General features: G+C 66.6%; 37 protein-coding genes. 12 read left to right on the forward strand and 25 right to left on the reverse strand.

Annotated elements, in window-relative coordinates; translation table 11 throughout:
• The first annotated feature begins 162 nt into the window (after positions 1–162).
• The 8 genes from D892_RS0110215 to D892_RS0110250 all read left to right on the forward strand — a co-directional run bounded on the left by D892_RS0110215 (position 163) and on the right by D892_RS0110250 (position 2,746).
• Entirely contained in the window at positions 163–537 is a 375-nt protein-coding gene (locus D892_RS0110215; RefSeq protein ID WP_156959449.1) for a hypothetical protein, read from the forward strand.
• Positions 534–782 (forward strand): hypothetical protein, encoded by a 249-nt coding sequence (locus D892_RS0110220; protein ID WP_024801145.1) that lies wholly within the window; start codon positions 534–536, stop codon positions 780–782. The genes D892_RS0110215 and D892_RS0110220 overlap by 4 nt, the downstream gene beginning before the upstream one ends.
• The gene (locus tag D892_RS0110225; RefSeq protein WP_024801146.1) at positions 779–1,081 is read left to right on the forward strand and encodes a hypothetical protein; all 303 of its coding nucleotides are present in this window, start codon (positions 779–781) and stop codon (positions 1,079–1,081) included. Before D892_RS0110220 ends, D892_RS0110225 begins: the two co-directional genes overlap by 4 nt.
• Entirely contained in the window at positions 1,078–1,413 is a 336-nt protein-coding gene (locus D892_RS0110230; RefSeq protein ID WP_156959450.1) for a hypothetical protein, read from the forward strand. Before D892_RS0110225 ends, D892_RS0110230 begins: the two co-directional genes overlap by 4 nt.
• Positions 1,410–1,676: a hypothetical protein gene (locus D892_RS0110235; protein ID WP_024801148.1), complete on the forward strand. Its 267-nt coding sequence runs from the start codon at positions 1,410–1,412 to the stop codon at positions 1,674–1,676. Before D892_RS0110230 ends, D892_RS0110235 begins: the two co-directional genes overlap by 4 nt.
• A gap of 5 nt (positions 1,677–1,681) precedes the next feature.
• The gene (locus tag D892_RS0110240; protein WP_024801149.1) at positions 1,682–1,927 is read left to right on the forward strand and encodes a hypothetical protein; all 246 of its coding nucleotides are present in this window, start codon (positions 1,682–1,684) and stop codon (positions 1,925–1,927) included.
• Between the two features lie 124 nt (positions 1,928–2,051).
• The gene (locus tag D892_RS0110245; RefSeq protein ID WP_024801150.1) at positions 2,052–2,477 is read left to right on the forward strand and encodes a hypothetical protein; all 426 of its coding nucleotides are present in this window, start codon (positions 2,052–2,054) and stop codon (positions 2,475–2,477) included.
• Positions 2,478–2,488: 11 nt separating this feature from the next.
• Positions 2,489–2,746 carry a hypothetical protein gene (locus D892_RS0110250; RefSeq protein WP_024801151.1) on the forward strand — a complete coding sequence of 86 codons (258 nt, stop codon included), beginning with the start codon at positions 2,489–2,491 and terminating at the stop codon, positions 2,744–2,746.
• 42 nt (positions 2,747–2,788) lie between these two features.
• Here the strand turns inward: D892_RS0110250 and D892_RS0110255 are convergent, their stop codons facing one another.
• The 7 genes from D892_RS0110255 to D892_RS49570 all read right to left on the reverse strand — a co-directional run bounded on the left by D892_RS0110255 (position 2,789) and on the right by D892_RS49570 (position 8,554).
• Complete coding sequence (locus tag D892_RS0110255) at positions 2,789–3,598, reverse strand: phage major capsid protein (RefSeq protein WP_084161012.1); 810 nt, start codon at positions 3,596–3,598, stop codon at positions 2,789–2,791.
• A gap of 27 nt (positions 3,599–3,625) precedes the next feature.
• The gene (locus D892_RS0110260; RefSeq protein ID WP_024801153.1) at positions 3,626–4,414 is read right to left on the reverse strand and encodes an HK97 family phage prohead protease; all 789 of its coding nucleotides are present in this window, start codon (positions 4,412–4,414) and stop codon (positions 3,626–3,628) included.
• Positions 4,411–5,679, reverse strand: coding sequence for a phage portal protein (locus tag D892_RS0110265; protein WP_024801154.1), 1,269 nt, complete (start codon positions 5,677–5,679; stop codon positions 4,411–4,413). The genes D892_RS0110260 and D892_RS0110265 overlap by 4 nt, the downstream gene beginning before the upstream one ends.
• Positions 5,679–5,879: a hypothetical protein gene (locus D892_RS40845; protein ID WP_036566892.1), complete on the reverse strand. Its 201-nt coding sequence runs from the start codon at positions 5,877–5,879 to the stop codon at positions 5,679–5,681. Before D892_RS40845 ends, D892_RS0110265 begins: the two co-directional genes overlap by 1 nt.
• 11 nt (positions 5,880–5,890) lie before the next feature.
• Positions 5,891–7,639, reverse strand: coding sequence for a terminase large subunit (locus D892_RS0110275; protein ID WP_051499590.1), 1,749 nt, complete (start codon positions 7,637–7,639; stop codon positions 5,891–5,893).
• Positions 7,620–8,102: a phage terminase small subunit P27 family gene (locus D892_RS0110280; protein ID WP_024801156.1), complete on the reverse strand. Its 483-nt coding sequence runs from the start codon at positions 8,100–8,102 to the stop codon at positions 7,620–7,622. Before D892_RS0110280 ends, D892_RS0110275 begins: the two co-directional genes overlap by 20 nt.
• A 119-nt stretch (positions 8,103–8,221) precedes the next feature.
• Positions 8,222–8,554 (reverse strand): HNH endonuclease signature motif containing protein, encoded by a 333-nt coding sequence (locus tag D892_RS49570; RefSeq protein WP_051499037.1) that lies wholly within the window; start codon positions 8,552–8,554, stop codon positions 8,222–8,224.
• A 180-nt stretch (positions 8,555–8,734) separates the two neighbouring features.
• Here D892_RS49570 and D892_RS49575 point away from each other — a divergent pair, with 180 nt between their 5' ends.
• The gene (locus D892_RS49575; protein WP_024801158.1) at positions 8,735–8,971 is read left to right on the forward strand and encodes a helix-turn-helix domain-containing protein; all 237 of its coding nucleotides are present in this window, start codon (positions 8,735–8,737) and stop codon (positions 8,969–8,971) included.
• Entirely contained in the window at positions 8,968–9,219 is a 252-nt protein-coding gene (locus D892_RS0110305; protein WP_024801159.1) for a helix-turn-helix domain-containing protein, read from the forward strand. Before D892_RS49575 ends, D892_RS0110305 begins: the two co-directional genes overlap by 4 nt.
• 781 nt (positions 9,220–10,000) lie before the next feature.
• On the opposite strand, the gene D892_RS45010 is transcribed toward D892_RS0110305, so the two are convergent.
• From D892_RS45010 to D892_RS49580, 18 genes are all read right to left on the reverse strand, one after another.
• Positions 10,001–10,429, reverse strand: a complete 429-nt coding sequence (locus tag D892_RS45010; protein ID WP_024801162.1) for a hypothetical protein — start codon at positions 10,427–10,429, stop codon at positions 10,001–10,003.
• A complete protein-coding gene (locus D892_RS0110325) occupies positions 10,386–11,057 on the reverse strand; it encodes a DUF433 domain-containing protein (RefSeq protein WP_024801163.1) in 672 nt (223 codons plus the stop codon). The genes D892_RS45010 and D892_RS0110325 overlap by 44 nt, the downstream gene beginning before the upstream one ends.
• A gap of 228 nt (positions 11,058–11,285) precedes the next feature.
• Positions 11,286–11,675 (reverse strand): hypothetical protein, encoded by a 390-nt coding sequence (locus tag D892_RS0110330; RefSeq protein ID WP_156959452.1) that lies wholly within the window; start codon positions 11,673–11,675, stop codon positions 11,286–11,288.
• Complete coding sequence (locus tag D892_RS0110335) at positions 11,672–12,295, reverse strand: hypothetical protein (protein WP_156959453.1); 624 nt, start codon at positions 12,293–12,295, stop codon at positions 11,672–11,674. The genes D892_RS0110330 and D892_RS0110335 overlap by 4 nt, the downstream gene beginning before the upstream one ends.
• Positions 12,296–12,345: 50 nt before the next feature.
• Entirely contained in the window at positions 12,346–12,657 is a 312-nt protein-coding gene (locus D892_RS0110340) for a hypothetical protein (RefSeq protein ID WP_024801166.1), read from the reverse strand.
• Positions 12,658–12,856: 199 nt separating this feature from the next.
• Positions 12,857–14,164 (reverse strand): AAA family ATPase, encoded by a 1,308-nt coding sequence (locus D892_RS43585; RefSeq protein WP_024801167.1) that lies wholly within the window; start codon positions 14,162–14,164, stop codon positions 12,857–12,859.
• Between the two features lie 57 nt (positions 14,165–14,221).
• On the reverse strand, positions 14,222–14,428 hold the full coding sequence (locus D892_RS0110350) for a hypothetical protein (protein ID WP_156959454.1): 207 nt from the start codon (positions 14,426–14,428) through the stop codon (positions 14,222–14,224).
• Between the two features lie 19 nt (positions 14,429–14,447).
• On the reverse strand, positions 14,448–15,317 hold the full coding sequence (locus tag D892_RS43590; protein ID WP_198036871.1) for a helix-turn-helix domain-containing protein: 870 nt from the start codon (positions 15,315–15,317) through the stop codon (positions 14,448–14,450).
• A 56-nt stretch (positions 15,318–15,373) separates the two neighbouring features.
• Positions 15,374–15,580, reverse strand: a complete 207-nt coding sequence (locus tag D892_RS46545; protein WP_156959455.1) for a hypothetical protein — start codon at positions 15,578–15,580, stop codon at positions 15,374–15,376.
• A 19-nt stretch (positions 15,581–15,599) separates the two neighbouring features.
• Positions 15,600–15,941, reverse strand: a complete 342-nt coding sequence (locus tag D892_RS0110360; protein WP_024801170.1) for a hypothetical protein — start codon at positions 15,939–15,941, stop codon at positions 15,600–15,602.
• A complete protein-coding gene (locus D892_RS0110365) occupies positions 15,938–16,126 on the reverse strand; it encodes a hypothetical protein (protein WP_156959456.1) in 189 nt (62 codons plus the stop codon). The genes D892_RS0110360 and D892_RS0110365 overlap by 4 nt, the downstream gene beginning before the upstream one ends.
• Positions 16,127–16,140: 14 nt before the next feature.
• A complete protein-coding gene (locus D892_RS0110370; protein ID WP_024801172.1) occupies positions 16,141–16,467 on the reverse strand; it encodes a hypothetical protein in 327 nt (108 codons plus the stop codon).
• Positions 16,464–16,946: a hypothetical protein gene (locus tag D892_RS0110375; protein WP_156959457.1), complete on the reverse strand. Its 483-nt coding sequence runs from the start codon at positions 16,944–16,946 to the stop codon at positions 16,464–16,466. The genes D892_RS0110370 and D892_RS0110375 overlap by 4 nt, the downstream gene beginning before the upstream one ends.
• A 94-nt stretch (positions 16,947–17,040) precedes the next feature.
• Entirely contained in the window at positions 17,041–17,490 is a 450-nt protein-coding gene (locus D892_RS0110380; RefSeq protein WP_024801174.1) for a hypothetical protein, read from the reverse strand.
• A 296-nt stretch (positions 17,491–17,786) separates the two neighbouring features.
• Positions 17,787–18,038, reverse strand: a complete 252-nt coding sequence (locus D892_RS0110390; RefSeq protein WP_036568568.1) for a hypothetical protein — start codon at positions 18,036–18,038, stop codon at positions 17,787–17,789.
• 29 nt (positions 18,039–18,067) lie between these two features.
• On the reverse strand, positions 18,068–18,427 hold the full coding sequence (locus tag D892_RS0110395) for a hypothetical protein (protein WP_024801176.1): 360 nt from the start codon (positions 18,425–18,427) through the stop codon (positions 18,068–18,070).
• Positions 18,424–18,723, reverse strand: a complete 300-nt coding sequence (locus tag D892_RS0110400) for a hypothetical protein (RefSeq protein ID WP_156959458.1) — start codon at positions 18,721–18,723, stop codon at positions 18,424–18,426. The genes D892_RS0110395 and D892_RS0110400 overlap by 4 nt, the downstream gene beginning before the upstream one ends.
• The gene (locus D892_RS49580; protein WP_063629952.1) at positions 18,710–19,099 is read right to left on the reverse strand and encodes a helix-turn-helix domain-containing protein; all 390 of its coding nucleotides are present in this window, start codon (positions 19,097–19,099) and stop codon (positions 18,710–18,712) included. Before D892_RS49580 ends, D892_RS0110400 begins: the two co-directional genes overlap by 14 nt.
• Before the next feature lie 122 nt (positions 19,100–19,221).
• Between D892_RS49580 and D892_RS43595 the strand changes: the two genes are divergently transcribed.
• Positions 19,222–19,803: a helix-turn-helix domain-containing protein gene (locus tag D892_RS43595; protein WP_024801179.1), complete on the forward strand. Its 582-nt coding sequence runs from the start codon at positions 19,222–19,224 to the stop codon at positions 19,801–19,803.
• A gap of 138 nt (positions 19,804–19,941) precedes the next feature.
• A complete protein-coding gene (locus D892_RS0110415; RefSeq protein WP_198036872.1) occupies positions 19,942–20,520 on the forward strand; it encodes a helix-turn-helix domain-containing protein in 579 nt (192 codons plus the stop codon).
• Positions 20,521–20,722 lie beyond the last annotated feature (202 nt).

A 20,722-nucleotide genomic window follows, 5' to 3' on the forward strand; every position in this document is an offset into this window, starting at 1 on the left:
TAACGTCCGCCAACGTCCCGGGCACGAGGTTCCGAAGAAATCGCGACGCGCGAACCATCGGGAGTACTACGTCACTCGCCCGGGATTTGTCCTGATTGGCAGGACATTTCGGGGAAAGCTTCCGGCGCGGGTGCCCTCACACCAGGAACACGAGGCGGAACCATGGAACCAGACGCCACAACGCAAGGGCGGCTCGCAATTCGCTGCATCCGGCCAGACCTGACCGGCGCCCGCGACCGCGATGAACAGCAGATGACCGACACCGGCATACGGCTCGGCTACGCCGTCGACGACACGGTGATCGCGCTCGATCCGACCTGGGAAGCGCCGCTGGTCACGATCCTGCGGGAGCTGCGCCGCACCGGCGCGGACGCGGTGATCGTGCCCGGCCTCAGCCACATCGACGGCATCGACGAAGTGATCCGCCTGCGGGCCAAGATCGTCACCGTCGCGGGCGGCGGCCTGGTGTTCGACCGCCTGAATCCCGCCGTCGAGGTGATCGGCCTCGGCCTCACCACGAGCGGCGGTGCAGCATGACCGGCCCGGTAGGCGGCCCCTGGATCTACGCATCGGCGTGCGCGGTGGCCGTCATGGACGGCGCGGGCAACCTGTCCCAGGTCGGATGCCCGTCACGGTTTTGCCATCCGGGCACGATGGTGCCGTTGGACGAGCACGGCCGGATCACCCGCCACAACGGGCTCGTGCCCGGCGACTGCCCGTTCATCGGCTACCGGGTCGTCATGGACCCCGGCGCCGTCTCCACCCCCAGGCGGCAGCGGTGACCGGCAAGGCTGTCGGGCTGCTGTGCCTGCCGCTCGTCGACGACGAGGACACCGCTCGGGCCGAACTCGAATTGCTGGCGAAGAAGCACGGACTCGACCTCGTCCAGACCGTGGGGGCCTTCCCACGCACCGATCACTGGCTGTACATCCTCTTCGAGCGCATCCGCCACTACGACGCCGACGCCGTGGTGATGATCGCCGACCACACCAACGGGTTGGGATCGGCGATCGCCGACCACGCCGACCTGATCACGCCCGACGCGGTGACCCCGCGCACCGGATCGAGGTGGTGGATGTGAGTGCCACCGCCTGGGCGGCGGCCATCGTCATCCTGATCGGGGTCGCCGTGCTGGTGCTGATCCTCCACGCCGACCTCACCTATCCGCGTAGCGACCTGCCGATCGTGCAGTCCGCCCGCACCCTCGATCCGCATCCGCCGCAGCGGCGGTGGGACGACACGGTGTACGTGGTCCCCTACACGCACGCCGCGCCAGGACGGCCGCCGACGATCCCGCAGGCGCACGCCATCATGCAGCAGCACGTCGACTGCCGGTCTGCCGACTGCGCACGGAAACGCGAGGCGCGGCGGGTGCTCGTCGAGGCCGGCCGGATGCGGCCGAGGGCGCGGTGAGGCGGGGTGGCGGGCGGCGCCAGCAGCTCATCCTGCGCCTGCTCGCCGACGGCACACCACGCGACTGCGCCACCATCGCCCGCGAGACCGATATCCCGCTCGTGGGCGTCCAGCAGGTCATCGGCCGGATGGAGAAACACCGGTGGGTGCGAGTAGCCGGACGCAACGACCGGTACGGCGCGCGGCGCTGGCAGCTCACCAAGGGCGGGCACGCCGTCTGCGCCCAGCACGCCGGCGGTCCATCCGCGGAGATCGGGAAGTAACCGCGGTGAGATGCGGCACCGGCAGACGGCAGCAGCAGATCCTGCAACTGCTCGCGGACGGGGCGCCCCGCGACTGCGGCGCCATCGGAGAGGACATCAAGCTCAGTCCGGACCGGGTGCACACAACGATCGCGACGATGCGCGAACGCGGCTGGGTGGGCCAGGTCGGGCGGGCCCGGCATTGGCAGGCACAGGTATGGCGGATCACCACGGCCGGGCGGCGGCAGATCCCGCCACAGTGCAGCAAATGAGCTTGGACCGAGCGAAGGGGGTAGCCACTAAATTGCTTGGGCTGCAACATGTTTCGGTTGCACACGCAGTGACATCGATGAGATTCTGATCCCGTGCGATTCCCGCGCACAAGGGGGAAACACCATGCGATTCAACGCCATTCTCGCCGCGACAGCGGCCGTCCTGACCGGAGCGGCAGCATCCATGACCGCCGCGCCGCCCGCGTCCGCCGATCCGTGGCCGGCATGCGACTTCGTGTTCTATGAGGGATTCCCGTACCTGAAGGAACCCGCGGCCGTGATCGTCGGCGGGTACACCGAATGCAGACCCGACCGGGAGCTGTATCGGTTCCACATCTCCCTCACCCTCGAATACCGGCGCGGTGGCCGCTGGATCGTCCAGGGCGCAGAGCAGAGCGACCAGATCCCACGACCGCGCGTCAACATCGCCACCTGGGCACCGTGCGAGAACGGAGCATGGCAGGGTGTCGCCGCCATGTGGGAGACTGCTCCCGACGGACGAACGCTCTCGCACAGCCGCACGTCCAGCCACGCAATCATCCAGTGCTGAGGACAGCCACCATGACACCGAGCCTGCGGTTCTGGATCGACAAGAACCTGCTCATACCCGCGAAAACGCTGCTGCGGCCACACCGCGGCCCCGGACGGTCCTGGGTTGTCCGGCGCGAACCTGGTTGGGGGTGGGCGGTGCGCCCGACCACCGGGGCCCGCCGGTTCCCGCTCATCACCCCGCCGACACACAGCACACGCAGTATCGCGCCCGGCGACCGCGACGCCGCCACCGACTGGGCGCTGGCACGGATGGGCATCGGCGGCTGACGGTCGTCGTGTCATCCCCGGGTGCGCTGGATGTAGTTGCCGTCATCGGCTAACTCCGGACATGCGAAAACCGCCCCAGTCCTTGTGGGACCGGGGCGGTTTCGTTGCGTCGCGCGCACGGCGCGGGCGAGATTTCACCACCGCGACCTTGCGCTCGTACGCCCACGCGCCCTCGGGCTTGTAACCGCCGCCGGACGGCAGCACCACAGCGCCGGTCTCCGGGTCCGACGTCGGTGAGGCGGAGCTGGTCGCTTCCGCCACCGGTGCCGCGTTGTTGGTGTGGCTGGTCTGCGCCACGTACTCCACAGCGTCCGAGCCGGTGCGACGCACCGACACGAGATCGCGGATGGTCAGTTCCTTGCGGCCCAGCGGCTCGACGATGCCGGACTGCTCGTTGACCACGAACGCGCCGGCCGAAGTGTCCGAGCCGCCCACGAACAGGCCCTTGACGGCGATCGGGTCGGTCTGGAACCGCGACCGCTCGGGCACGTACCCGCCCTTGTACGGCGCGAGGGCGTTCTTGAACTCGATCGAGTCGACGACCTGCAGGCCGAGGGACTTCACGCGCTCCCGGACCGGCGGGCGGCCCTGCGCGTCGACGTCGTCGACGGCGGGCTCCCCGATCTCCTGGGCCAGGCTCTTGGCCTCGTCGAGGATCTCCAGATCGCGCTTGGCGACCTTGATCTGCTCCAGCAGCTCGCCGCCCTTGGCCATCGCCTCGGTGTAGGTGCCCTGCTCGTCGGCGGTCATCTCCCGCGACTCGCTCTGCGCCTTCTCGGCGACCTCGCGAGCGCGGGTCACCTGCTCCTGCGCTGCCTTCTGCAGCTCGCCGAGCTTGGTCTTGGTCATCATGATGGGTTCCTCCTGGTCGTTGAATGGCTATGCGCTGCACTCGATTTCGAATGCGAGCGCATCCAAGGACGCCAGGGAGACGACCGGATTCGGCGTGGTCTGACCGGCGGAAGTCTGGCCGGACTTCCTCGGGGACGGTTCCTTACCGCTGGTCTGTTCCTGCTCGTCGTCGTTGCTCTCGCCCACTGCGGCGAGAACGGAATCGAGGGCCTCGGCGGCTTCCTCGAGCTGTGACTTCACATCACGGATCGCGTTCTCGTTCTTCGCGCTCAGCACGCGCCCGGCCTTCGCCCGCAGCCCGGCGGCGGCCGTCTTCACCGCGAGGATCTCCGTCTCCTGGTTCGCGCCGATCGGCACGATGGAAACCTCGAACAGATCCAGCTTGATCAGCGAGTAGTAGGCGTCCCGGTAGGTCTTGTCCTCGCCGACCGGCTCGACCCACTCCCCCTCGACGATGCTGTACGCGAAGCTCATCTGGTTCACGCGCCCCGATTTCAGCAGCCGATACACCTGCGCCGACTTCGGCGACTGCATGTCCAGCTGCCCGTGCACCTTCAGACCGTGATCGTCCTCGGTTGCTTCGACGACATGCCCGAGGTTGAAATCCGGGTCCGCGGTGTTGTGCCCCCACAGCAGCGGGATCGGGTTGTCCTTCGCCGTCCAGGCTTCGAGGGTGTCGGTGAACGCGCCCTGCTGAACCACGTCGCCGTAGGAGTCCTTGTTGCCGAACACCGAGGCGTAGGCGATGAACTCGCCCTCCGCGAGCCCGGATTCCGGCCCGGCCTTGATCTTCACGGCGCACGACTTCGTGTTCACGGTGCGTCCTCCTGGTCCTCGTCTTCGGGCTCGTCGGCGCCCTGTTCCTCGTCAGCGGGCTCGGCAGGCACGGGCTCGTCATCGCCGTTCTGGGTGATGTTGAGGGGCCGGATCAGTTCGTCGCCGCCCTCGATCGGCGGCCGGTTGTCCAGGGCGCGAGCCTCGTTGACGGTCATCCACGGGCCACCGACCGCGGTCTGCATCTGTGCGGCGCGTTCCTCGAACGAACCGGTGAGCTTCTCCCGCAAGTTGAACTCGACGTAGACGCGCTCACTGCCGGCGGTCAGATCCGGGATGAGCTGGAGTGCGAACTCCTCGGCCAGCATCGCCAGCCACGGCCCCAGCGTGTCCTGGTACAGCATCTTGTGCTGCTCGGTGATGTTGGAAAATGTTGCGTGGTCGAGGATTCCGATCATCGGAGGCGGGATGAAGTACGCGGCGGCGACCTCTTCCCGGCTGAGCTTGCGCACCTCGAGGTACTGGAGTTCCTTCGCGTTCTGGCTGGCGCCTTCGAATGTCATGCCATCCTCGAGGATCGGCGTGCCACCCACCTCGGGGCCGTTGCCGGTGTACTGCGACTGCCACGCCTTACGGAATCGTTCCCGGGCGGTGTCCGACCACTGCGGCGCTTCGGCTGGCCGCTGCAGGTAGCCCGACACCCGGGCGCCGTTGCGCAGCACCTGCTCCCGCATCCGGGTGGCCGCGAACTCCTCGGCGAGGGTCTGGCGTAGCGCTTCGATCGGCGAGGTGCCGAAGTCGTCGGTGCCGGAGTAGCCGCGGAAGTAGACGATCTGGTCGGCGGGGATCTCGCGCTTACCCTTGGAGGCCGACACCTCGAACTTGTCGGGGGTCAGCCAATTGTCTCCCTTGGGAGACACCAGAGGCGGGGGCAGCCGGACCAGGCCGTTGCCTGCGGCGGTGCGAGTCTTCCACCAGTACGCGCGGTCGAAGATCGCGTAGTCGTGCACGAGCGCGTCCATCAGCCGGTATCGCGTCGTCCACGGGTTCGGCTGCTCGAACAGCTGGGCGACAGGGTGTTCGAGCAGCCGCCGCCGGTCGGTGTCGCCCGCCCGGTCGAAGACGTGGACACCGAGCTGAGCGATGTTGCGCGCCAGGAACGACACCCACGTGCGCACGGCCGGCTGCGTGCGCCACAGCTCGTAGTAGTCGATGGTGCGACCGTCGGAGATCGTCATCCGCGGCAATGTGGGCTGCCCCGGCCGCGACAGCGACCGAATAGCGCCGTCGCTCACAACGAACGCCATCAAAGCGCCTGGATGTAGTCGACATGGGACTTCTCCACCAGCACCTCGCCGTCGGCCGGCGCCTGCTGGTCGCCCTCGTGCACTGTGGCATCCCGCAGCACGTAGAAAGGGCCGCGCCACTTCGTGATGACGCCCGCGATAGCGCGGCCGGTGCGCAGATTCACCACCACCCGGCGGTGTGCCACGTAGCCGTAGCCCATTCGGCCCCTCCTCACACGACCATCAGGTCGTCGGTCTCGTAAGCGCTGCGCTGTTCGGGCCCGGCGTCGATCGCACGGGCGAGTGCCATGATCAAGGCCGCGACGGGGTCGATCTTGTCGGCGGCATTCGCCTTATCCGGCTTCACGTTTCCGGCCGGGTCCATCGCCACCGCGAAGTTGTCCACAGTCCAGCGCACCGCCGGATTGCCGCCGTGCCGCAGGATCGGCGTCTCCTCGGTGCCGAGGTTGATCAGCCGCTGGAGTTCCTTGGTCGGCGACGACAGCGAGGCGTAGCCCTGCCCGATCGTCACCATCGGCGCGCCCTCGGCGGTCAGGTTGTTGACCAGCTGAGTCGAGTTCCATCGGTCGTAGGCGATCTCGGCTACGTCGAACAGCTCGGCGTCGCGCAGGATCGCGGTCTGGATGAAGTCGTAGTCGGCGACGTTGCCGGGCGTCGCGACCAAGACGCCGGACCGTACCCAGGCGGTCGCCGCGCCGGCGGTCCGCTTGTCGAGGGCCGCGATGTTGTCCTCAGGTGTCCACAGCCTCCACAGCAGGTCATAGCCGCCGCGCGCCTCGTCCGGGAACACCCAGCACAGGGCGCAGAGGTCGCTCGTCGAGGCCAGATCCAGTCCGCCGTAGCACTTCCGGCCATGCAGCCGCAGCTCGTCCACGATCGAGGCGTTGCGATCCCACGCGTCGATGTCGAGGTACTTCGTCGTCTGCTTCGTGCGGATGCCGAGGTGCAGCCGCAGGTAGCTGGCGAGGTCCGCCGGTGACTGCTGGGCCTTCACCGCGGCCTGCCGCAGGAACGCCCGCGTCGGAGAGATCCCGAATCCGGGGTTCGCCGACCGCTGCGTGTCCTCGGCGAACGGGTCCGCCTTCGGGTCCGCCGCCCAGATCACGCCGAAGGTGGTTTCGTCCTTCAACGCGCTGCGGGCCAGCTGCTCGACGAGCGTCCGCTTCCGGTCGTAGGTGGTCTCTTTCCGGCTCGCGTCCGCCGTCGTGATGAACATGATCAACGGCTGCGTCCGGGAACCGGTACCGGTCTCGATCGCCTCGACCAGGTCATTGGTCTTGTGCAGGTGCAACTCGTCCACGATGCCGCCGTGCAGGTCGGCGCCGTGCTGAGCATCACCCGCGTTCGCGACCGGCTGGAAGTAGCTGCCAGTGCGGTTGTGGACGATCTTCGCCTTGTAGGCGGTCGTGTGCTTACGCAGCGCAGGCGACTGCTCGGCTAGCTGCTTCACCGGAGCGAACACGAACTGCGCCTGCTCCAGCCGCGTCGCCGCGGTGATCACCTGCGCGCCCTCTTCGCCGTCAGCACAGGTCAGGTAGATGCCGATGCCGCCGGACAGCGTGCTCTTACCGTTCTTGCGCGGCACGTCCACGTACAGGGTGCGGATGATTCGTACGTACACCCCGAAGTCCTCATCGAGGCGGATCCACCCGAATGTCGGCGCCAGGATGTAGGCCACCTGCCACGGATCCGGCACCAGCGGCTGGCCGGCGAGACGCCCCTTCGTGTGTCGCAGAGCCCGGAAGGTGGTGAGCACCTTGTCCACCCGATCCGGGTCGAACCGGGCTCCCGGCACGTCGCGCGGCTCCGGCGTCTTCCACCGCGGCGGGCAGTCCGGCAACGGGATGCCACGGCTGAGTAGGTACCAGGCGACCTCGGGGGACAGCTTCAGCCGGTCGAGTTCATCCTCGTTCGGCAGCTCGATGCCGTGCGGGCTCGGACTATTCGAACGGGTTGCCATCGTCGCCGCCACCATCGGGGGTGCGGGCGAGCTTGCTCTCCGCCGACGGCGTCAGTCCGAACTCCTGCGCCAGGCCGCGCAGCTGGACCGCCGCCGTCTCCGCGACGGCCACGGCCGGATTCTTCGCCGTCCACTCCGACTCGGTGCCATCCTTGCGGATCGTGCGGTTCGTAATCGTGAATCCGTTCGCGTGCACGTCCTTCGTCGCCTCGACGAACCGTGCCCAGGTCTCGCAGTAGACCGTCAGCGCGGCCCTGTCCTCCTCCTTGAGGAGATCCAGCCGGGACAGGCCCGGGACGATCCGCTTCCATTCGGCCTTCGCCTCCCGCGACAGCCACGTCGGGGGCTTCGGAGGGATCCGACGGAACGCCGGCGGCGGCTCGACTACGCGGCCACCCGAATCGCGGCCCTCCGAGCGTCCACCGATCAACCGCAGCGAGGCGGGGGCAGCTGTGCGACCCATGAAAACCCCCTGACCTCGAGATTCTGAGCGGAGAGCAAGAAGGCTACCGCGGCGTGGTCCTATAACCGCAGGTCAGAGACTTGCACCCCCTTACCCCCCTGAACTGCGGTTTTGCAGTGTCAGGACGGCGTCGGGATGGTGCGGGTCTCGCTCGCCGTCTTCGCCGCGTGGCAGTCGTGGCACAGCGATTGCAGATTGGCCCAGTCGTATCGGTCACCACCAGATCCGACGTTGACGATGTGGTCGACCTCGACGGCCAATGCCCGGCACCCGCACCGCTCGCACATCGGATCGGCGGTGAGTTTCGCGGCTCGCAGCTTGCGCCATCGCCGGGTGCTGCCGCTGCCGGTGTAGCCGTTGCTGCCCGACCAAGCCGGTGTGCATATGCACCGCCACCCTGCTGGTGCCGGCTTGCGGCACTTGTTGCACAGGCGGGGCGGCCGGGTGGGCATGAGCTACGCCAGCAGGCTCAGCACTGCGACGACGATCTTGGCGATGGTGAGCAGCATGGGTAGGTCGACGCTTCCCATTCAGGTTCTCCTGTCGGTCGAGGTGATGCAACGGTTGCTATGTGGTCGCCACGCCGGGTGAATGATCGATATCTTCGATGTTGAGGTGGATAGTCATGCCGCATGATCAGCGCAAATAAGTCGATCAACGATAAATTCGGATGTGCGCGGGAGTTGACTGAGCGGATCCGTTACACGAGAGCTGACGCCGCGCAGATGCTTTCGATTTCCCTGCGGCAACTGGACCGGCTCCGGACCGACGGCAAGATCATCGGCCGCGTCGACGGCAAGCGCACCTACTTCGACCACGACGAGCTGGTGTCCTACGCCAAGTCGTGTGCACCAGAAGGAGCGGCATGACTACCGAATTCGCACCGCAGCAGATCTCCTACAACATCCGCCAAGCCCATCAGGTAACCGGCATCGGGGAGTCCACCCTCCGCAGGCTCGTCCGCCAGGGCCTCTTGGCTGCGCGGTACCTCAACTCGACGATCCTCATCGACGCCGAAGACTTGGAGCGCTTCAGCCGATCCCTGCCGAGCGAGAAGCAGGTGCTGCGAGACGTTGCGGCTAACCGGAGTCTGTGCCAATGCCACTCGACGATCTGAGGCTGTACAGCCTCGCCGAAAGCGCCGAGCGCCTTCGGGTCACCGAGGACTGGTTGCTGAAACGGTTGCGGGGCCGGCAGATCTCCGGCCACAAGTCCGGCCGCACCTGGACGATGTCGGCAGGAGATATCCGGGCGGCCATCGAGTTCATGGCCATCCCAGCGATCGTCCCGAAGCCTGATCCGCACGGGCTATCGCCGCGTAGTCGGCGGTACCTTCAGCGCCGGGGTGGCGCTCGGTGAGCGTCGAACTGGGGATGATCGCGAAGGCATTGAGCTGTCCTATGCGAGACCTCGTGCCGGACGAGGTCGCGGCATGAACCCAAGTCTGAAATACACCGAATCCCAAGTGGCCCAGATGCTTACGTCGTCGGAGCCCTCCGCATTGCGGGAGCAGTACGAGTCCGACAAGCGCGAGTGGATCGCGCGTCAGCTGGAGAACTGCCCGCCACTGTCAGAGCGGCAGAAGGCGGTCATCCGGACGGCGTTCGCAGCGCATCGTGCCGGGCAGGTCCCATCGGGAGCGGCATGAGCAACCTGGATGGGAGTCGAGATCACAGCGCGCAGCAGACACCTCACCCGTGTCGGGATCGTGGGTGCGCTTGCCCGCGACGATGATTCACCGGGTTGACGCGCTGCGAGGATTTGGGGAATCGAGGCATAGCTGTGCCCCTCCATGATCATCGTGCCTGGCACTCGAGCGAATGTCCAGCTGACGCGCCGACGTGCTGTGTTTTCGCAGCCCGACCCCCTGGACTGCTGTTATAGCGGTACAGAGGCTCTTAGAGCTGTTCGAGTCTCGGGTGATCGCCGCCGTGAGCGCGCCATACTGTTGGTTTGCCTGCGGAGCTGTGGGTGCAGATGTCTCGCAAGAGCGCGTGGAGGGTGCGGACCAGTTCGTCGCGATTGGCGTTGCCGTCGAACAGGAACATGTGGATCTTCGCCGCCTTGTAGGCGGCCAGTTCGTCCGGTTCGGACAGAATCGTCGTATCACGGCCGATGGCCACCCATCCGTGCTTGCCGACATCACGCAGCCACACCTCGTCCAGGGTGCCTTGGGCCTTGGCGCGGCTGCCGTAGAGCCTGGCGGGGGTGTGGACGCAGTACCCGAGATCTTCGATCGCGCGTCGCAGGGTCCGGCCGGCGAAGTTCTCGTCGATGTAGAACTCAGGCGGCGCGGCCCAGGAGGATGCGTGCGGCGGTCCTGACATCTTCGGTCGAGATTCCGAACTCATCCCCCACCACTTCAGCTGTCTCGCCCGACTTCAGCATCGCCGCGACATCGGCCACGCGGGGGCCGGAATCGCCGAAACGTGGCTGGCCGAACGCGATACGCGGATTCACAACGATCTTGGATGGCTCCCAGCGAAGCTGCAGCTGCGTCGGCAGTTGGTCCTCGCCCCAGGTCACGTATTGCAGGTAGTCGGAGACGATCTCCCGGAAGACGTGCTGGCCGCTGCTGTCGATGAGATCGGAGCCCTCGTGGGTGCGGGCGAAGTCCCACAGCACGCTGACCCCGTCGGTGGCCAGGTTCGGCGAGACGAGGGCGTATTCGGTGCCGAAGCGGCGCTGTAGCTCGGTGAGCGCGGGCCGGATCTTGTGCAGGCGCACCCCGGCGGCTCGTAGCGCGTTGAGCACGAATGCTTCGGTCAGCCCGATGAACGGCACGCTTGCCTTGCGCAACGGAGCCTCACGAACGTGGATGAGCGAGTCCCCGCGGTCGCCGGGTTTTGTCCAACGGCCAAGCGTGGTCGCACTGATGCCGAGGTAGCGGGCGCTGTCTGCGACATTCAGAATCCGGAGGGAGAATCGCACGTCGTTGTCGCGGATGTCCGTCAAGGTCGCCTCCTCTCGCCTGGGCCCGTTTCCAGTCGGATACACGGTAGTCCGAACGGATCACGATCGGATCGCATTCGGCCCACGTCCGGAACATCCGCCGTGACCCGCGCAGCGTTACGCGGGTCACGGCGTGTCTTGTCCGCATCGTTTGCGGTTGCCCGCCGACAATGCAAGCACCAGTCGCATCAGACGCGGCTGATCGTCGTCAGTCATCGTTGTACCTCGGGGTCACTCGGTCGGGTTCTCGACGATCCGGTGACGGGACTGGACAGCCAGCACCTCGCGCGGGATGTACAGCGGGCCGTTCTCGCCCTCGTATTGCCGCAGGAGCGGCTTGGACGGGTCGCGCGGGTTCCGGCGCCCGGCGCGTGCCCAGGAGCGGACGGTGGACGCTTTCACGCCCCAGAAGCGTTCGATCTGCGGGGCGGTGAGCTTCTGGTCGAGGGTCTCCATGACCTTGTCCGAATCGATCGGGACCGGCGCGACCCAGGTTTGCCCGTTCGCGCGGGCGGCCTCGTCCAAGCGGCTGCAACGTTCTGGGTCGACCGCCTGCAGGGCGTTGCGATACCAGGTTGCGACATCGCGGGCCCAGTCGAGGGTGGAGCGTCGCATACTCATGCGGCCACTAGCGGGTTGTTCAAGCGGGCGAACTCGTCCTGGTCCCACACGTTCCGGCAGGCGTGGCACGTGATCAGGTTCGTCCGGACGCTCGCGGTGAGCGCGGCCATGCCGCACACGTGACAGACCTCGTTCAGGCGGTTGTCCCTGACCTCCTCGAGGCCGAGGGCCTTCACCGCGCGCCGGTGGAGCGCCGCGAGCCGCAGGACGGCGTCCACGCCGTCCATGACGGTCTCGCCGATGCTGTCGCCGCCGTCTGGGTGCGGGATCCACACCGTGACGGCCTGCGGCGGCAAATCCACCAGCGTGCCGAGGTGGCTCGTGATCACCGTGAGGTCGTCGCCATCGCCGGGCAGGCGTTGCGCCCAGCGGTAAGCCTCCTCGGTGATCTGCGTCAGCAAGGTGTCCGCGGCGAGGCGGATCGGCACCGGTAGTTCGGCGCTCCGGGACACCTTCGGCCCGCCGCCCGCGCGGGTCTGCTCGGTGCGTGCCGCAGACAGCAGGAGCCAATCGTCGCGGAGCTGCCGGATATCGGCGAAGGCATGCTCCTCGCATGGTCGGCACAGGGTGTCGGGACGTTCGACGCCGGCGCCCTGCCAACTGCCCTCGTCGGCCCGCACGCGCGCCTTGCAGCGACGGCCCTGGCGGCATTCGTGTTCGAGGTTCTGGGTCATTTCTTCGCTGATCCCTTCTGCCGCAACAGGTCTGCGTGGTGGATGATGTCGCCCGGCACCATGTGCCCGTCCGTCGACTTCGCGAAGTGCTCGCGGACCGCCTGCTCCGCGAGGTCGATCGTCAGCCACCACCGCCGGTAGTGGGTGCGCAGCCCGTCGTGGATGCCGATGCACAGCACCTTCGCCCAGGCTTCGACCACGTCGTCCGGTGCTGCTGCGAATCCGGTGTTGTAGTCCGCGGCGGTGTAGAGCACCGCGCGGGCGACGGCGCGGTCCTCGTCGCGGACCAAGAGCCGGTCGGTGACCATCCGGCTTGCGTGAGTTCGTCCAGCACGCCTTCAACGGCCGGATCTCTGCGTGCCGGTTCAGATTTCGCGCCGAAGTCCTGGTCGAGGTCCTTGAACACGTCGAGGTAGCCCGGCGGCCAGTACGGCTCATCCAGCCACTTCGGCTCAGGGATCTCCGCGAAGGTGTCGTCGTGCGATCCGGTGGTGTCCGGTTGATCGGTCATGCCGCACCTGCTTTCACACCGGCCTGCTCCAGGCGCATCCAATACCGTTCGTCGGCCAGCCATGGCAGCCGCTGGAAGTCGTGGCGCAGGTACGACGGCCACACCCGGTCTTCACGGCCACCGCGCCATGCCACGATGTCCACCTTGCTCGGGTGTTCTTCCTCCTCGGTGCCCTGCGCCGGCCGGAGCCCCAGCCCGAATTCCGGCCACCGCAGGAACAGCGACGACCCGATCGGCTTGAGCGCCCGCGCTTCTCGCCCGCTGCCGTGCGCTACGTGCGCCTCGGCGACGAGCGCCAACCGGTACCTGACCCGCAATTCGTCGAGCCGGTCGGTGAGTTCCTTCGCGGCCTGCTCGTCGCGGGTATCCAAGGTGTGCATCCGGTACAACGGGCCCACGATCACCATGTCCGGGTCCGTAGCGCGGACCGCTCGCTCGACCTTCGCGAACTCGCGAGGATCGTTCAGGGCGACGCCCTCGGGCCGGAGGACGAACCGCAGCTGCTTCGACCAGTCGGGCACCTGGACACCGGCGCGGCTGCAGCACTTCTCCACCATGCCGCGCATCCGCCGGTATCGCCGGGCCGTCTGCCGCTCGGAGTTCTCGCAGTCCACGACCAGCACGCGGCCCGGTTCCCCGCCGGGAAAACCGCCGAAGGGGTTCAAGCCCGAAGCGATGCACAATGCCACTTGAGCCAGCAGGTACGACTTCCCTGTGCCCTCGAAGCCGGTCAAGATCAGCCGATCTGTGCGCTCCAGCACCCCCGGAACCAGCCAGTCGTACTCCTCCGAGTAACCGAGCACGTCGGCCAGGCTGGGCGGCAGGTCGTCGTCGGTGATGACGCTCGACGTGTCCGCCCGGATGGCGTTCAGCTCCTCGATGGCTCGATCCACCCCGACCCGCAAGGTCTCGGCGTCGCCGCCGGTGACGCTCTCCTCGGCGAACTGCCGCAGCCGGATTGCCGAGGTGTCGACGGCGCGTGCCTTGGCGAGCGTGTGCAGGCGCTCGACATGGAAACCGATCGCGGTCCCCGTCGTCTTGCCGAGTGATGAGATGACGAACGACTCGACCGCCTTGCCCTTGCCGATCCCCAAGCGGGCGATGGCACGCCGGGACACGGACAGGTGGTCCACCGGCTCTCCGTCGGCGACCAGGGCCCGGTAGATCGCGTGGAGTTCCTGATGCAGGCCCTGCACGAAAACTGCCGGCGGCAGTGCCACCACGGCCGGGAGCAGGTGCGGGTTGTCCAGCGGAGCGAGCACGACCAGGCGCTCGGCGCCGGAGTCGAACAGGTAGTCATCCACAATCGGCCCTCCTGTCTGGGAACGGTACGACCGGCTTCCACCGGTCGGCGATCTGCTTCACGCGGGCGGCGATGAACATGCCGAGATAGGCCCTGGCTTCCCAGTACGCGCCGCAGCCGGGGAAATCCGGGAGGTGGCCCACTCCTCGCCGCACTCGCGGCAGAAGCCGTTCTGCGGCACGTGGGTCTCGGCCACCACGAGGCCGATGTCCGCCCAGGCGGCTTCGTCGTCGGTCTCGGCTTCTCGGGCGATGATCGACGCCATGTCTCGGAGGCTCACCCGGTCACCACCTTGGCTCTACGAGGTTGCCGGTTCTGGGATCGGCCATCGGTGCTGCCGAAGGTTCCCGACCGTGGGCAGGCTTGAGGCCGAACTCGACGGCCTTGCGCAACCAGTTCCGGAATGCGAAATTCCAGTCCCGATACCTAATGTCCTTCGACCGAACATGGTCCTTGAACTTCTCCAACTCGGCTCTCGCCTGGGCTGTCGAGAGACCCAGCTCCTTGGCCAGGTTGTTGTGGCCCTCGTTCGGCTTCCAACTGTCGGGGAGGGAGGTCTCGGGCTTGCGTCGGGAGGTCTTGGGCTTGGTTCCGCGCTTCGTAGTTTTCGGGCGCGCTTCCCTAGAAGCTTCACCGGAAGCTTCATAGGAAGCTTTGTCGGCCACTGTGGCCGGGGTCGACCGGTCATCCTGGCCGGGGTTGACCGGCCACTGTGGCCGGGGTGAGGGGTCATCCTGGCCGGGGTGACCGGTCACAGTGACCAGGGTGAGCGGTCGTGGTGACCGGGGTGAGGGGTCGGAGTGACCGGGGTCGGGCGGTGTATCGACCAACGTGTCGGTGTCCTCGGAGGATGCCGCCGGGACCGCGACCTGACCGACTGCGAGGTCCCAGACGACCGGCCGCTGCCCGGCGGGGAGGTGCTGGACGAGGGATTGATCGCCCCTGCGGATCAGCCCCTGTTTCTCCAGGCCCTCCAGTGCCCGGCGGACAGTGCGCTCCGCGAACTCGCAGCGCTCCACGAGGGTGCTCTGCGATACGCGGACGCCGCGACCCTCCTCGTCTGCGATCTCGGCCATAACCAACAGGACGCACTTCTCGCTGCCGCCCTGTGTCTTCGCGGTTCTGGCCGCCCAGCGGCACGCCTGCCAGCTCATCGAGATCTCCTTCTCCGCGGCCGGGCGGGCGCGGCAGAACCGCGCCCGCGTCAGCGTCATCCCTGACCCCCTGCCGCGTACTCGCGGCGCACTTCTTCCTCGGAAAGGCCGAGGAGCCTTGCGATCTCGCTGTCTGTCAGGCTCCGGTGCGCGGCGCGCACGTAGCACCCGGTATGGCGCCGCCACGGGCGCGGCACACTGCCGAAGGCAGCCAGTACCGCGGCCGCGTGTACCCGCTGCTCGCGTAGGTCGGATTCGTTCACCGACCACCTCCTTGGTCGCTCACAGTCCCACCCCTGCCCGCTCGTCAATAGGGACGAGAACTGCTGCAAACCAACCGACCTCAGGAATGCACTGCCACCACGAGCCGACCGGGCCAGCGAGCCGCGCGTCCTCCGCGTGCCTCAGCAGCACCAGAATCTGACCCGCGGTGCAGTCTCGCTCCGGGATCGCCTCGACCCCGCCCTCGTCGCGGATGACGACGCAACCGATCTCAAGCCAGTCCGACCCCTGATGGATGCTGACCGCCGTCTCGAACGGCTCGCCCAGCACTACGTCTAACTCCTCCAGCTCCGCGAGTTCGCGGGACAGGGCACCGGTGGCCAGCTCGGTATTGGTGCTCACCGCTCGGCCCCTGGCGTCTCCGTCTCGGCGAGGACGCGATGGATCTCGTCGGCCAGCTGCCGCGCGTGCTCGCGGCCGAGATACAGCTGATGCCCGGCGCCGGCCAGATCCACGAGAACGAGGTCCCCGGACAGATTGAGCCGCACCCGCAGGTCGTCGTCGACGACGCAATGCATGACGCTCAAGAACGAACGACGACTCATCGGACCCTGCCCATCTGCTCGACCTCGTCGGCCGCCTGCATCAGCACGAACGCGACCCGGCGGGCAACGTCCGGCGTGAGCGTGTAATCACCGTCAGACCGCAGGATCACGGCAGGCGCGCTGCGTTCGATCGGTCCCGAGCCGTCGTAGCAGTCGCTCACCAGCAACTCCACATCGATTCCACGGCAACCGGTTTCGAACATGCGCACCCACGTGCGTTCGATCGCCTCGATGCCACGCAGCACCTGCCATCCGTCGGTCTCGCAGCCGGGCACAGGGGGAAGGTCGGCATACAGCTCGGCGACCAATGCGTCAGTGCTCACAGCCCGGCCTCCTTGCGGGCCTGGCACTCCTGGCACCGGATCGGGACCGCCGGGGCGGGAGCGTTCGCTTTACCGACCACCGCGTTGCAGAACGAGCAGCGCAACGTCACCACGTCGGACTCCAGGTACTCGCTCGGGGGCACCTCCAGCGGTTCCTCGTCCTCGATGGCCAGATGGGCAAACGCATCGGCCAACTCGAACAACTCGGCCCGCTCCGCTTCGGTCAGCGCGGCCTGCGGGCTGGCGAAGAAGCTGGCCGCCTCGCGGCCCAGCCGGATCGCGATCAGCACGGCCTCGGCTACGTAGATGTGCCGGCGGCCTACGAGCGTTTCCTCGAGGTCGTTGCGCGACATGCCGGCGGCGTCGGCGATGTCGTGCAGCGTGTGACCGCTCCGCGCGATGGCGTCGCGGAGCGCGATGATCATCGTCGCTTCCGTCTCGGCGTCACGAGACTGAACGACGTGGTTCCTGGTGTGCATTGATAAGCTCCTTACTGGAGTGAGATCGTCCGCGGGGTGGTAGCCGTGGGCTTTGGTAGGTGAGGGCCGCCCCGGTTAGCCGCGGCGGCCCTCGTCATGAGGTGGGGACTGCGCGCAGTGAGGGCTTGGGCGGCAGTAGGACAACCTCGACGGTCGACGGCGGGCGAATGTGGATCTCGTACGTCCCACGGTCGGGCGTCCCGGGGTCGGCAGAACGCTTTCCGGTGATGACCTCTGGCGTGTCCACAGCAGGATTCGGATGCCAGGTGCGCTCGAAGATGTGGCCGTACTCGACCTCGACCTTCGTTGTCACCGGTCGGCCGTCGCTGTAGTGGTGCCAATCGAGGACGATCGGACCCAGGGTCTTCATCAGCTCGTCGAGCAGATCGCTCAACCCGTCAAGCTGCGGTTCGAAATCGAGACCGGGATGAGGGACGAACGCCAACTCCCAGCCGATCGAGTCGGTGGCCCATTCGAGGTCGGTCTTCACTCGCCGCGCCAAGTACTTCAGCGCGTCATCTGCGGTGTAGGCCGGGGCGTTCATCTCACCGCCCGCGCGGACACCGAGCGGATGTAGCTGACCAGGTCGTCGTGGGTGAAAACGGTCGCGGAGCCTTCCCGGACAGGGAGGACGGTCCGACGATTGACCTCGATCTCGTTGCGAGACAGGACTTTTGAGGGTTCCATGAAGTTCCTAATTGAGGGTTCCGGAGGGGGAAGCTGAGTGGCGTCTGGCGAGGGACGGGCGTGAGGGGTCGCCCGGCGGTCTCCCCCTCGCCGACGCCATGCCCGCCGCGCGGTTGTCGGCGCATTCGAATGGGCCCGCGCGGAGGACCAGACTCAGCGAGAGTTGCGGCGCTCCAACCGTTTCCGCGAACCGGCGGTCAGACCGGCCGGATTCGCGGACTGGGGTGCCTGGACGGCGGGCCGTGGTCCCGTCGCCAGTAGTGCGATCGCTGTCGCGATGTCGCCCTCGGTCATTCGCCAGGAGCGACCGACCTTCCGGCCCGGGAGCTTCTGAGCGCGCAGCTGCCGGGCCAGCCAGTCCGGCGACGGCGCGCCGAGCCGCTGGCTGGCTTCCTCCAACGACATCGTGGCGGTCTCAGCGGTCTCCGTGGCGGTCACAGCGCGCCGCCCGCCACCGGCTCCCGGAGGGACTCGCCCAGTCCGCGCAGGACCCCTGCGAGTTCGCCAGCCGCAGCATCCGTTCCCAGCTCGAGAACGACGGTCCGCACGCCTCGCCGCCGGTCGCTTCGCAGCGTCGACGGCCGAGGCTCCACACCCTGTCTCGTCGCATCTAGTTGTCCGACGAAATCGTCGACACGTTCCGCGTCCAGCGCGAGTTCGAAGGAGAATCCCGCGCCGACGGCGACGATGACTGCCCGTTCGGCGCCGTCGACGTCCGCGCCGCCGACCAGCAATGTACAGCCGGTCAGCTCGATCTCAGCGGGCTCGGCCCACCAGACGAATCGCGAGGTCATACGTGATCACCGCCGTCCCGGAGGGCATCCTCGATCTGGCGCGCGATCTGGTCGCCGTTATTCGTCCACAGGGCCGCGTCGAGTTCGTGGACGAGCCGCCCGATCTCTTCGAACGGCTCGATGTACAGGCGAGGATCAGTCGGGATCTTGTACGCGAAGGCGCAGCACTCGCGCAGGAGCCGATCCACCTCACTGACGTTCTCCATCAGCTGGGCGCGAAGGTTGAGTTCTTCCTCGATGGTGAGAGCGGCGTTCGAATCGCTGTTCGGACAGGGTGAGCTACTACGCTTGGGCACGCTCGGCTTCCTTCGTGGTGGTTCGAGTGGTCGAGGCGGCGGCACCCGGGACTTCTTGGCGGAGGGAACGGGTGCTGTCGCTGTTTACTGGGTCGGGAGAGGCTTCGGCGAGATCCCCCCGGACGGTGGTCGCTTCCTGCTCTGCGAGCCAGCGATCGAGATCGGCGCGCTTGTAGACCACACGCTTGCGGCCGAGGGTCCACGACGCCGGGCCGATGCCGAGGTGCCGCCAGTAGCGCAGCGTTCCCGGCGCGACGCCGGTCATCTCGGACACTTCCTTGGTGCTCAGGAACTCGCGCATCTGCTGTGCGACATCTTCGTGCCCTCTCGGGGGTTCCTTGCCGTGGATGTTGCTGGACGTCATCGAATTGGCCACCTTCCTAAGCTTGTAAGGCTTGAGATTCAAGCCTTCTGTTTGCAGACGCTACGCTTAGCCGCTCGTTTGCGCAAGCTTGAGGGGCTTTGCTTTTGGGCTTGAGACGCTTAGAGTGCGTTGGTATGGCCCAAGACGACAACGGACCGCTGTTCGACGGCTTGGAAGAGCATTTCGAACGTCTGCAACGAATCCGACAGGAGGAGCTTGAGGAGTACAAAAGGAAGCTCGAAGCCGAGTATGAGCCGGAGCGGCAACGGATACGGGCGTCGACGCGCGAGCATCTGGAGTTCTGGGAAAAGAACTACGGTGCGCAGGTTCGGGGGTGGAGGAGGGCTCGAGGCTGGTCGCAGGACGACCTGGCAGATAAGTTGAACGACCTGGGGTTCGAGATGCACCAGACGACGGTCGCCAAGATTGAGCGCGGCATTCGCCCGCTCCGGGTTGCGGAGGCCGTAGCGCTGGCTCAGATCTTCGGAGTTCCGCCCCTGTCCGTCTTCTATGGGGCCAGCCCAGATCACGAGCCATACTCCATGGAGTCGATGCGCGAGCACCTGGAGACCATCGAGCAAGGACTGCAAGACGCAGAGAAGCATCTGGAGGACGCGGCCAAGTCAGTGGCCTACTGGGTACGTCAGCGAGCCATCGCGGTCGACGCCATGAACAGGGCCGCCCTCGACGCGGATCGGCACTCCGAGGGGTCATGACTGCCCGAGCTGCCATCTTTTCAACTCCAAACTGGATGCCCTGATATAGTCAGAACAGATTAAGACTAGATTGGATTGGTTGCAAACACTGATGTGGAGTATCGTTGGCACGTACCGGTAAGCATTGAGGAGCACCGAGTGAGTGAGCAGCCCGAACCAAGTGCTGACACCCCGCGCTTCACGCGGCCCAGCGCTTCGCGGCGAACGGGCGCAGAAGCACTAGCGGCGATTCGGGCCGAGAAGGCGGCACGGGAAACGCTATCGGCAGAGGATGTGTTCGCGGCGAACTTGAAGACGCTTCGCGGCGACAAGAACATCTCCCAGGAGGCACTTGCTGAGCAGATGTCGCAGCGCGGCTTCAAGTGGCACCAGGCCACCGTGTACAAGATCGAGAATGGCAGCCGCCAAGTTCAGCTCGGCGAGGCGAAGGCTGTCGCGGGCATATTGGGAGTGCCACTCGACCGGTTGATCGACGACACGAACGCCATTCAGGCGCTCTCAAGAATCCGAGCACTCACGCACGCGCTCGTAGAGACCGACGCCGAGCTGTTTAATCTAAGTATCCACTACGAGGACCAGCGGAAGACTCTGGAGCGAATCTTCAACGATTTGCCGGATGATGTGCGCGGCTTGCTCGGCGAGCAAGATACCGCAGAAATCGAAGAGCGCATCAGGACTTCGCCAACCAAGATAGTCAACGAACCGCCACCTTTCTGACGGGTTGTCGATCTACGACGAGTCGCCGCCGAAATCGCCCAAGAGATGCGTCGACGCGGCTTGACACCGGGCTATTTCGTGAATGCCCATTACGATGAGAACGGCCAGTTGATAGAGCGTGAGGCTCGACGTGGCACGGCTGACACCGAACGTCCTGACGGCCACTCCGAAGGTTGACTTGGGCAGAATTGCGTCGGGTAGC

Origin of the sequence: Nocardia sp. BMG51109 (genome assembly GCF_000526215.1) — a bacterium.
Taxonomy (GTDB): Bacteria; Actinomycetota; Actinomycetes; order Mycobacteriales; family Mycobacteriaceae; genus Nocardia.

What these genes read in the sequence shown, in the direction of transcription:
- D892_RS0110215 (WP_156959449.1), top strand. Translation starts at nt 163, where the DNA reads ATGGAACCAGACGCCACAACGCAAGGGCGGCTCGCAATTCGCTGCATC.
- D892_RS0110220 (WP_024801145.1), top strand. Translation starts at nt 534, where the DNA reads ATGACCGGCCCGGTAGGCGGCCCCTGGATCTACGCATCGGCGTGCGCG.
- D892_RS0110245 (WP_024801150.1), top strand. Translation starts at nt 2,052, where the DNA reads ATGCGATTCAACGCCATTCTCGCCGCGACAGCGGCCGTCCTGACCGGA.
- D892_RS0110250 (WP_024801151.1), top strand. Translation starts at nt 2,489, where the DNA reads ATGACACCGAGCCTGCGGTTCTGGATCGACAAGAACCTGCTCATACCC.
- D892_RS0110255 (WP_084161012.1), bottom strand. Translation starts at nt 3,598, where the DNA reads ATGATGACCAAGACCAAGCTCGGCGAGCTGCAGAAGGCAGCGCAGGAG.
- D892_RS0110265 (WP_024801154.1), bottom strand. Translation starts at nt 5,679, where the DNA reads ATGGCGTTCGTTGTGAGCGACGGCGCTATTCGGTCGCTGTCGCGGCCG.
- D892_RS40845 (WP_036566892.1), bottom strand. Translation starts at nt 5,879, where the DNA reads ATGGGCTACGGCTACGTGGCACACCGCCGGGTGGTGGTGAATCTGCGC.
- D892_RS0110275 (WP_051499590.1), bottom strand. Translation starts at nt 7,639, where the DNA reads ATGGCAACCCGTTCGAATAGTCCGAGCCCGCACGGCATCGAGCTGCCG.
- D892_RS0110280 (WP_024801156.1), bottom strand. Translation starts at nt 8,102, where the DNA reads ATGGGTCGCACAGCTGCCCCCGCCTCGCTGCGGTTGATCGGTGGACGC.
- D892_RS49570 (WP_051499037.1), bottom strand. Translation starts at nt 8,554, where the DNA reads ATGCCCACCCGGCCGCCCCGCCTGTGCAACAAGTGCCGCAAGCCGGCA.
- D892_RS49575 (WP_024801158.1), top strand. Translation starts at nt 8,735, where the DNA reads ATGATCAGCGCAAATAAGTCGATCAACGATAAATTCGGATGTGCGCGG.
- D892_RS0110305 (WP_024801159.1), top strand. Translation starts at nt 8,968, where the DNA reads ATGACTACCGAATTCGCACCGCAGCAGATCTCCTACAACATCCGCCAA.
- D892_RS45010 (WP_024801162.1), bottom strand. Translation starts at nt 10,429, where the DNA reads ATGTCAGGACCGCCGCACGCATCCTCCTGGGCCGCGCCGCCTGAGTTC.
- D892_RS0110330 (WP_156959452.1), bottom strand. Translation starts at nt 11,675, where the DNA reads ATGAGTATGCGACGCTCCACCCTCGACTGGGCCCGCGATGTCGCAACC.
- D892_RS0110340 (WP_024801166.1), bottom strand. Translation starts at nt 12,657, where the DNA reads ATGGTCACCGACCGGCTCTTGGTCCGCGACGAGGACCGCGCCGTCGCC.
- D892_RS0110350 (WP_156959454.1), bottom strand. Translation starts at nt 14,428, where the DNA reads ATGGCGTCGATCATCGCCCGAGAAGCCGAGACCGACGACGAAGCCGCC.
- D892_RS43590 (WP_198036871.1), bottom strand. Translation starts at nt 15,317, where the DNA reads ATGAGCTGGCAGGCGTGCCGCTGGGCGGCCAGAACCGCGAAGACACAG.
- D892_RS0110375 (WP_156959457.1), bottom strand. Translation starts at nt 16,946, where the DNA reads ATGCACACCAGGAACCACGTCGTTCAGTCTCGTGACGCCGAGACGGAA.
- D892_RS0110380 (WP_024801174.1), bottom strand. Translation starts at nt 17,490, where the DNA reads ATGAACGCCCCGGCCTACACCGCAGATGACGCGCTGAAGTACTTGGCG.
- D892_RS0110390 (WP_036568568.1), bottom strand. Translation starts at nt 18,038, where the DNA reads ATGTCGTTGGAGGAAGCCAGCCAGCGGCTCGGCGCGCCGTCGCCGGAC.
- D892_RS0110395 (WP_024801176.1), bottom strand. Translation starts at nt 18,427, where the DNA reads ATGACCTCGCGATTCGTCTGGTGGGCCGAGCCCGCTGAGATCGAGCTG.
- D892_RS43595 (WP_024801179.1), top strand. Translation starts at nt 19,222, where the DNA reads ATGGCCCAAGACGACAACGGACCGCTGTTCGACGGCTTGGAAGAGCAT.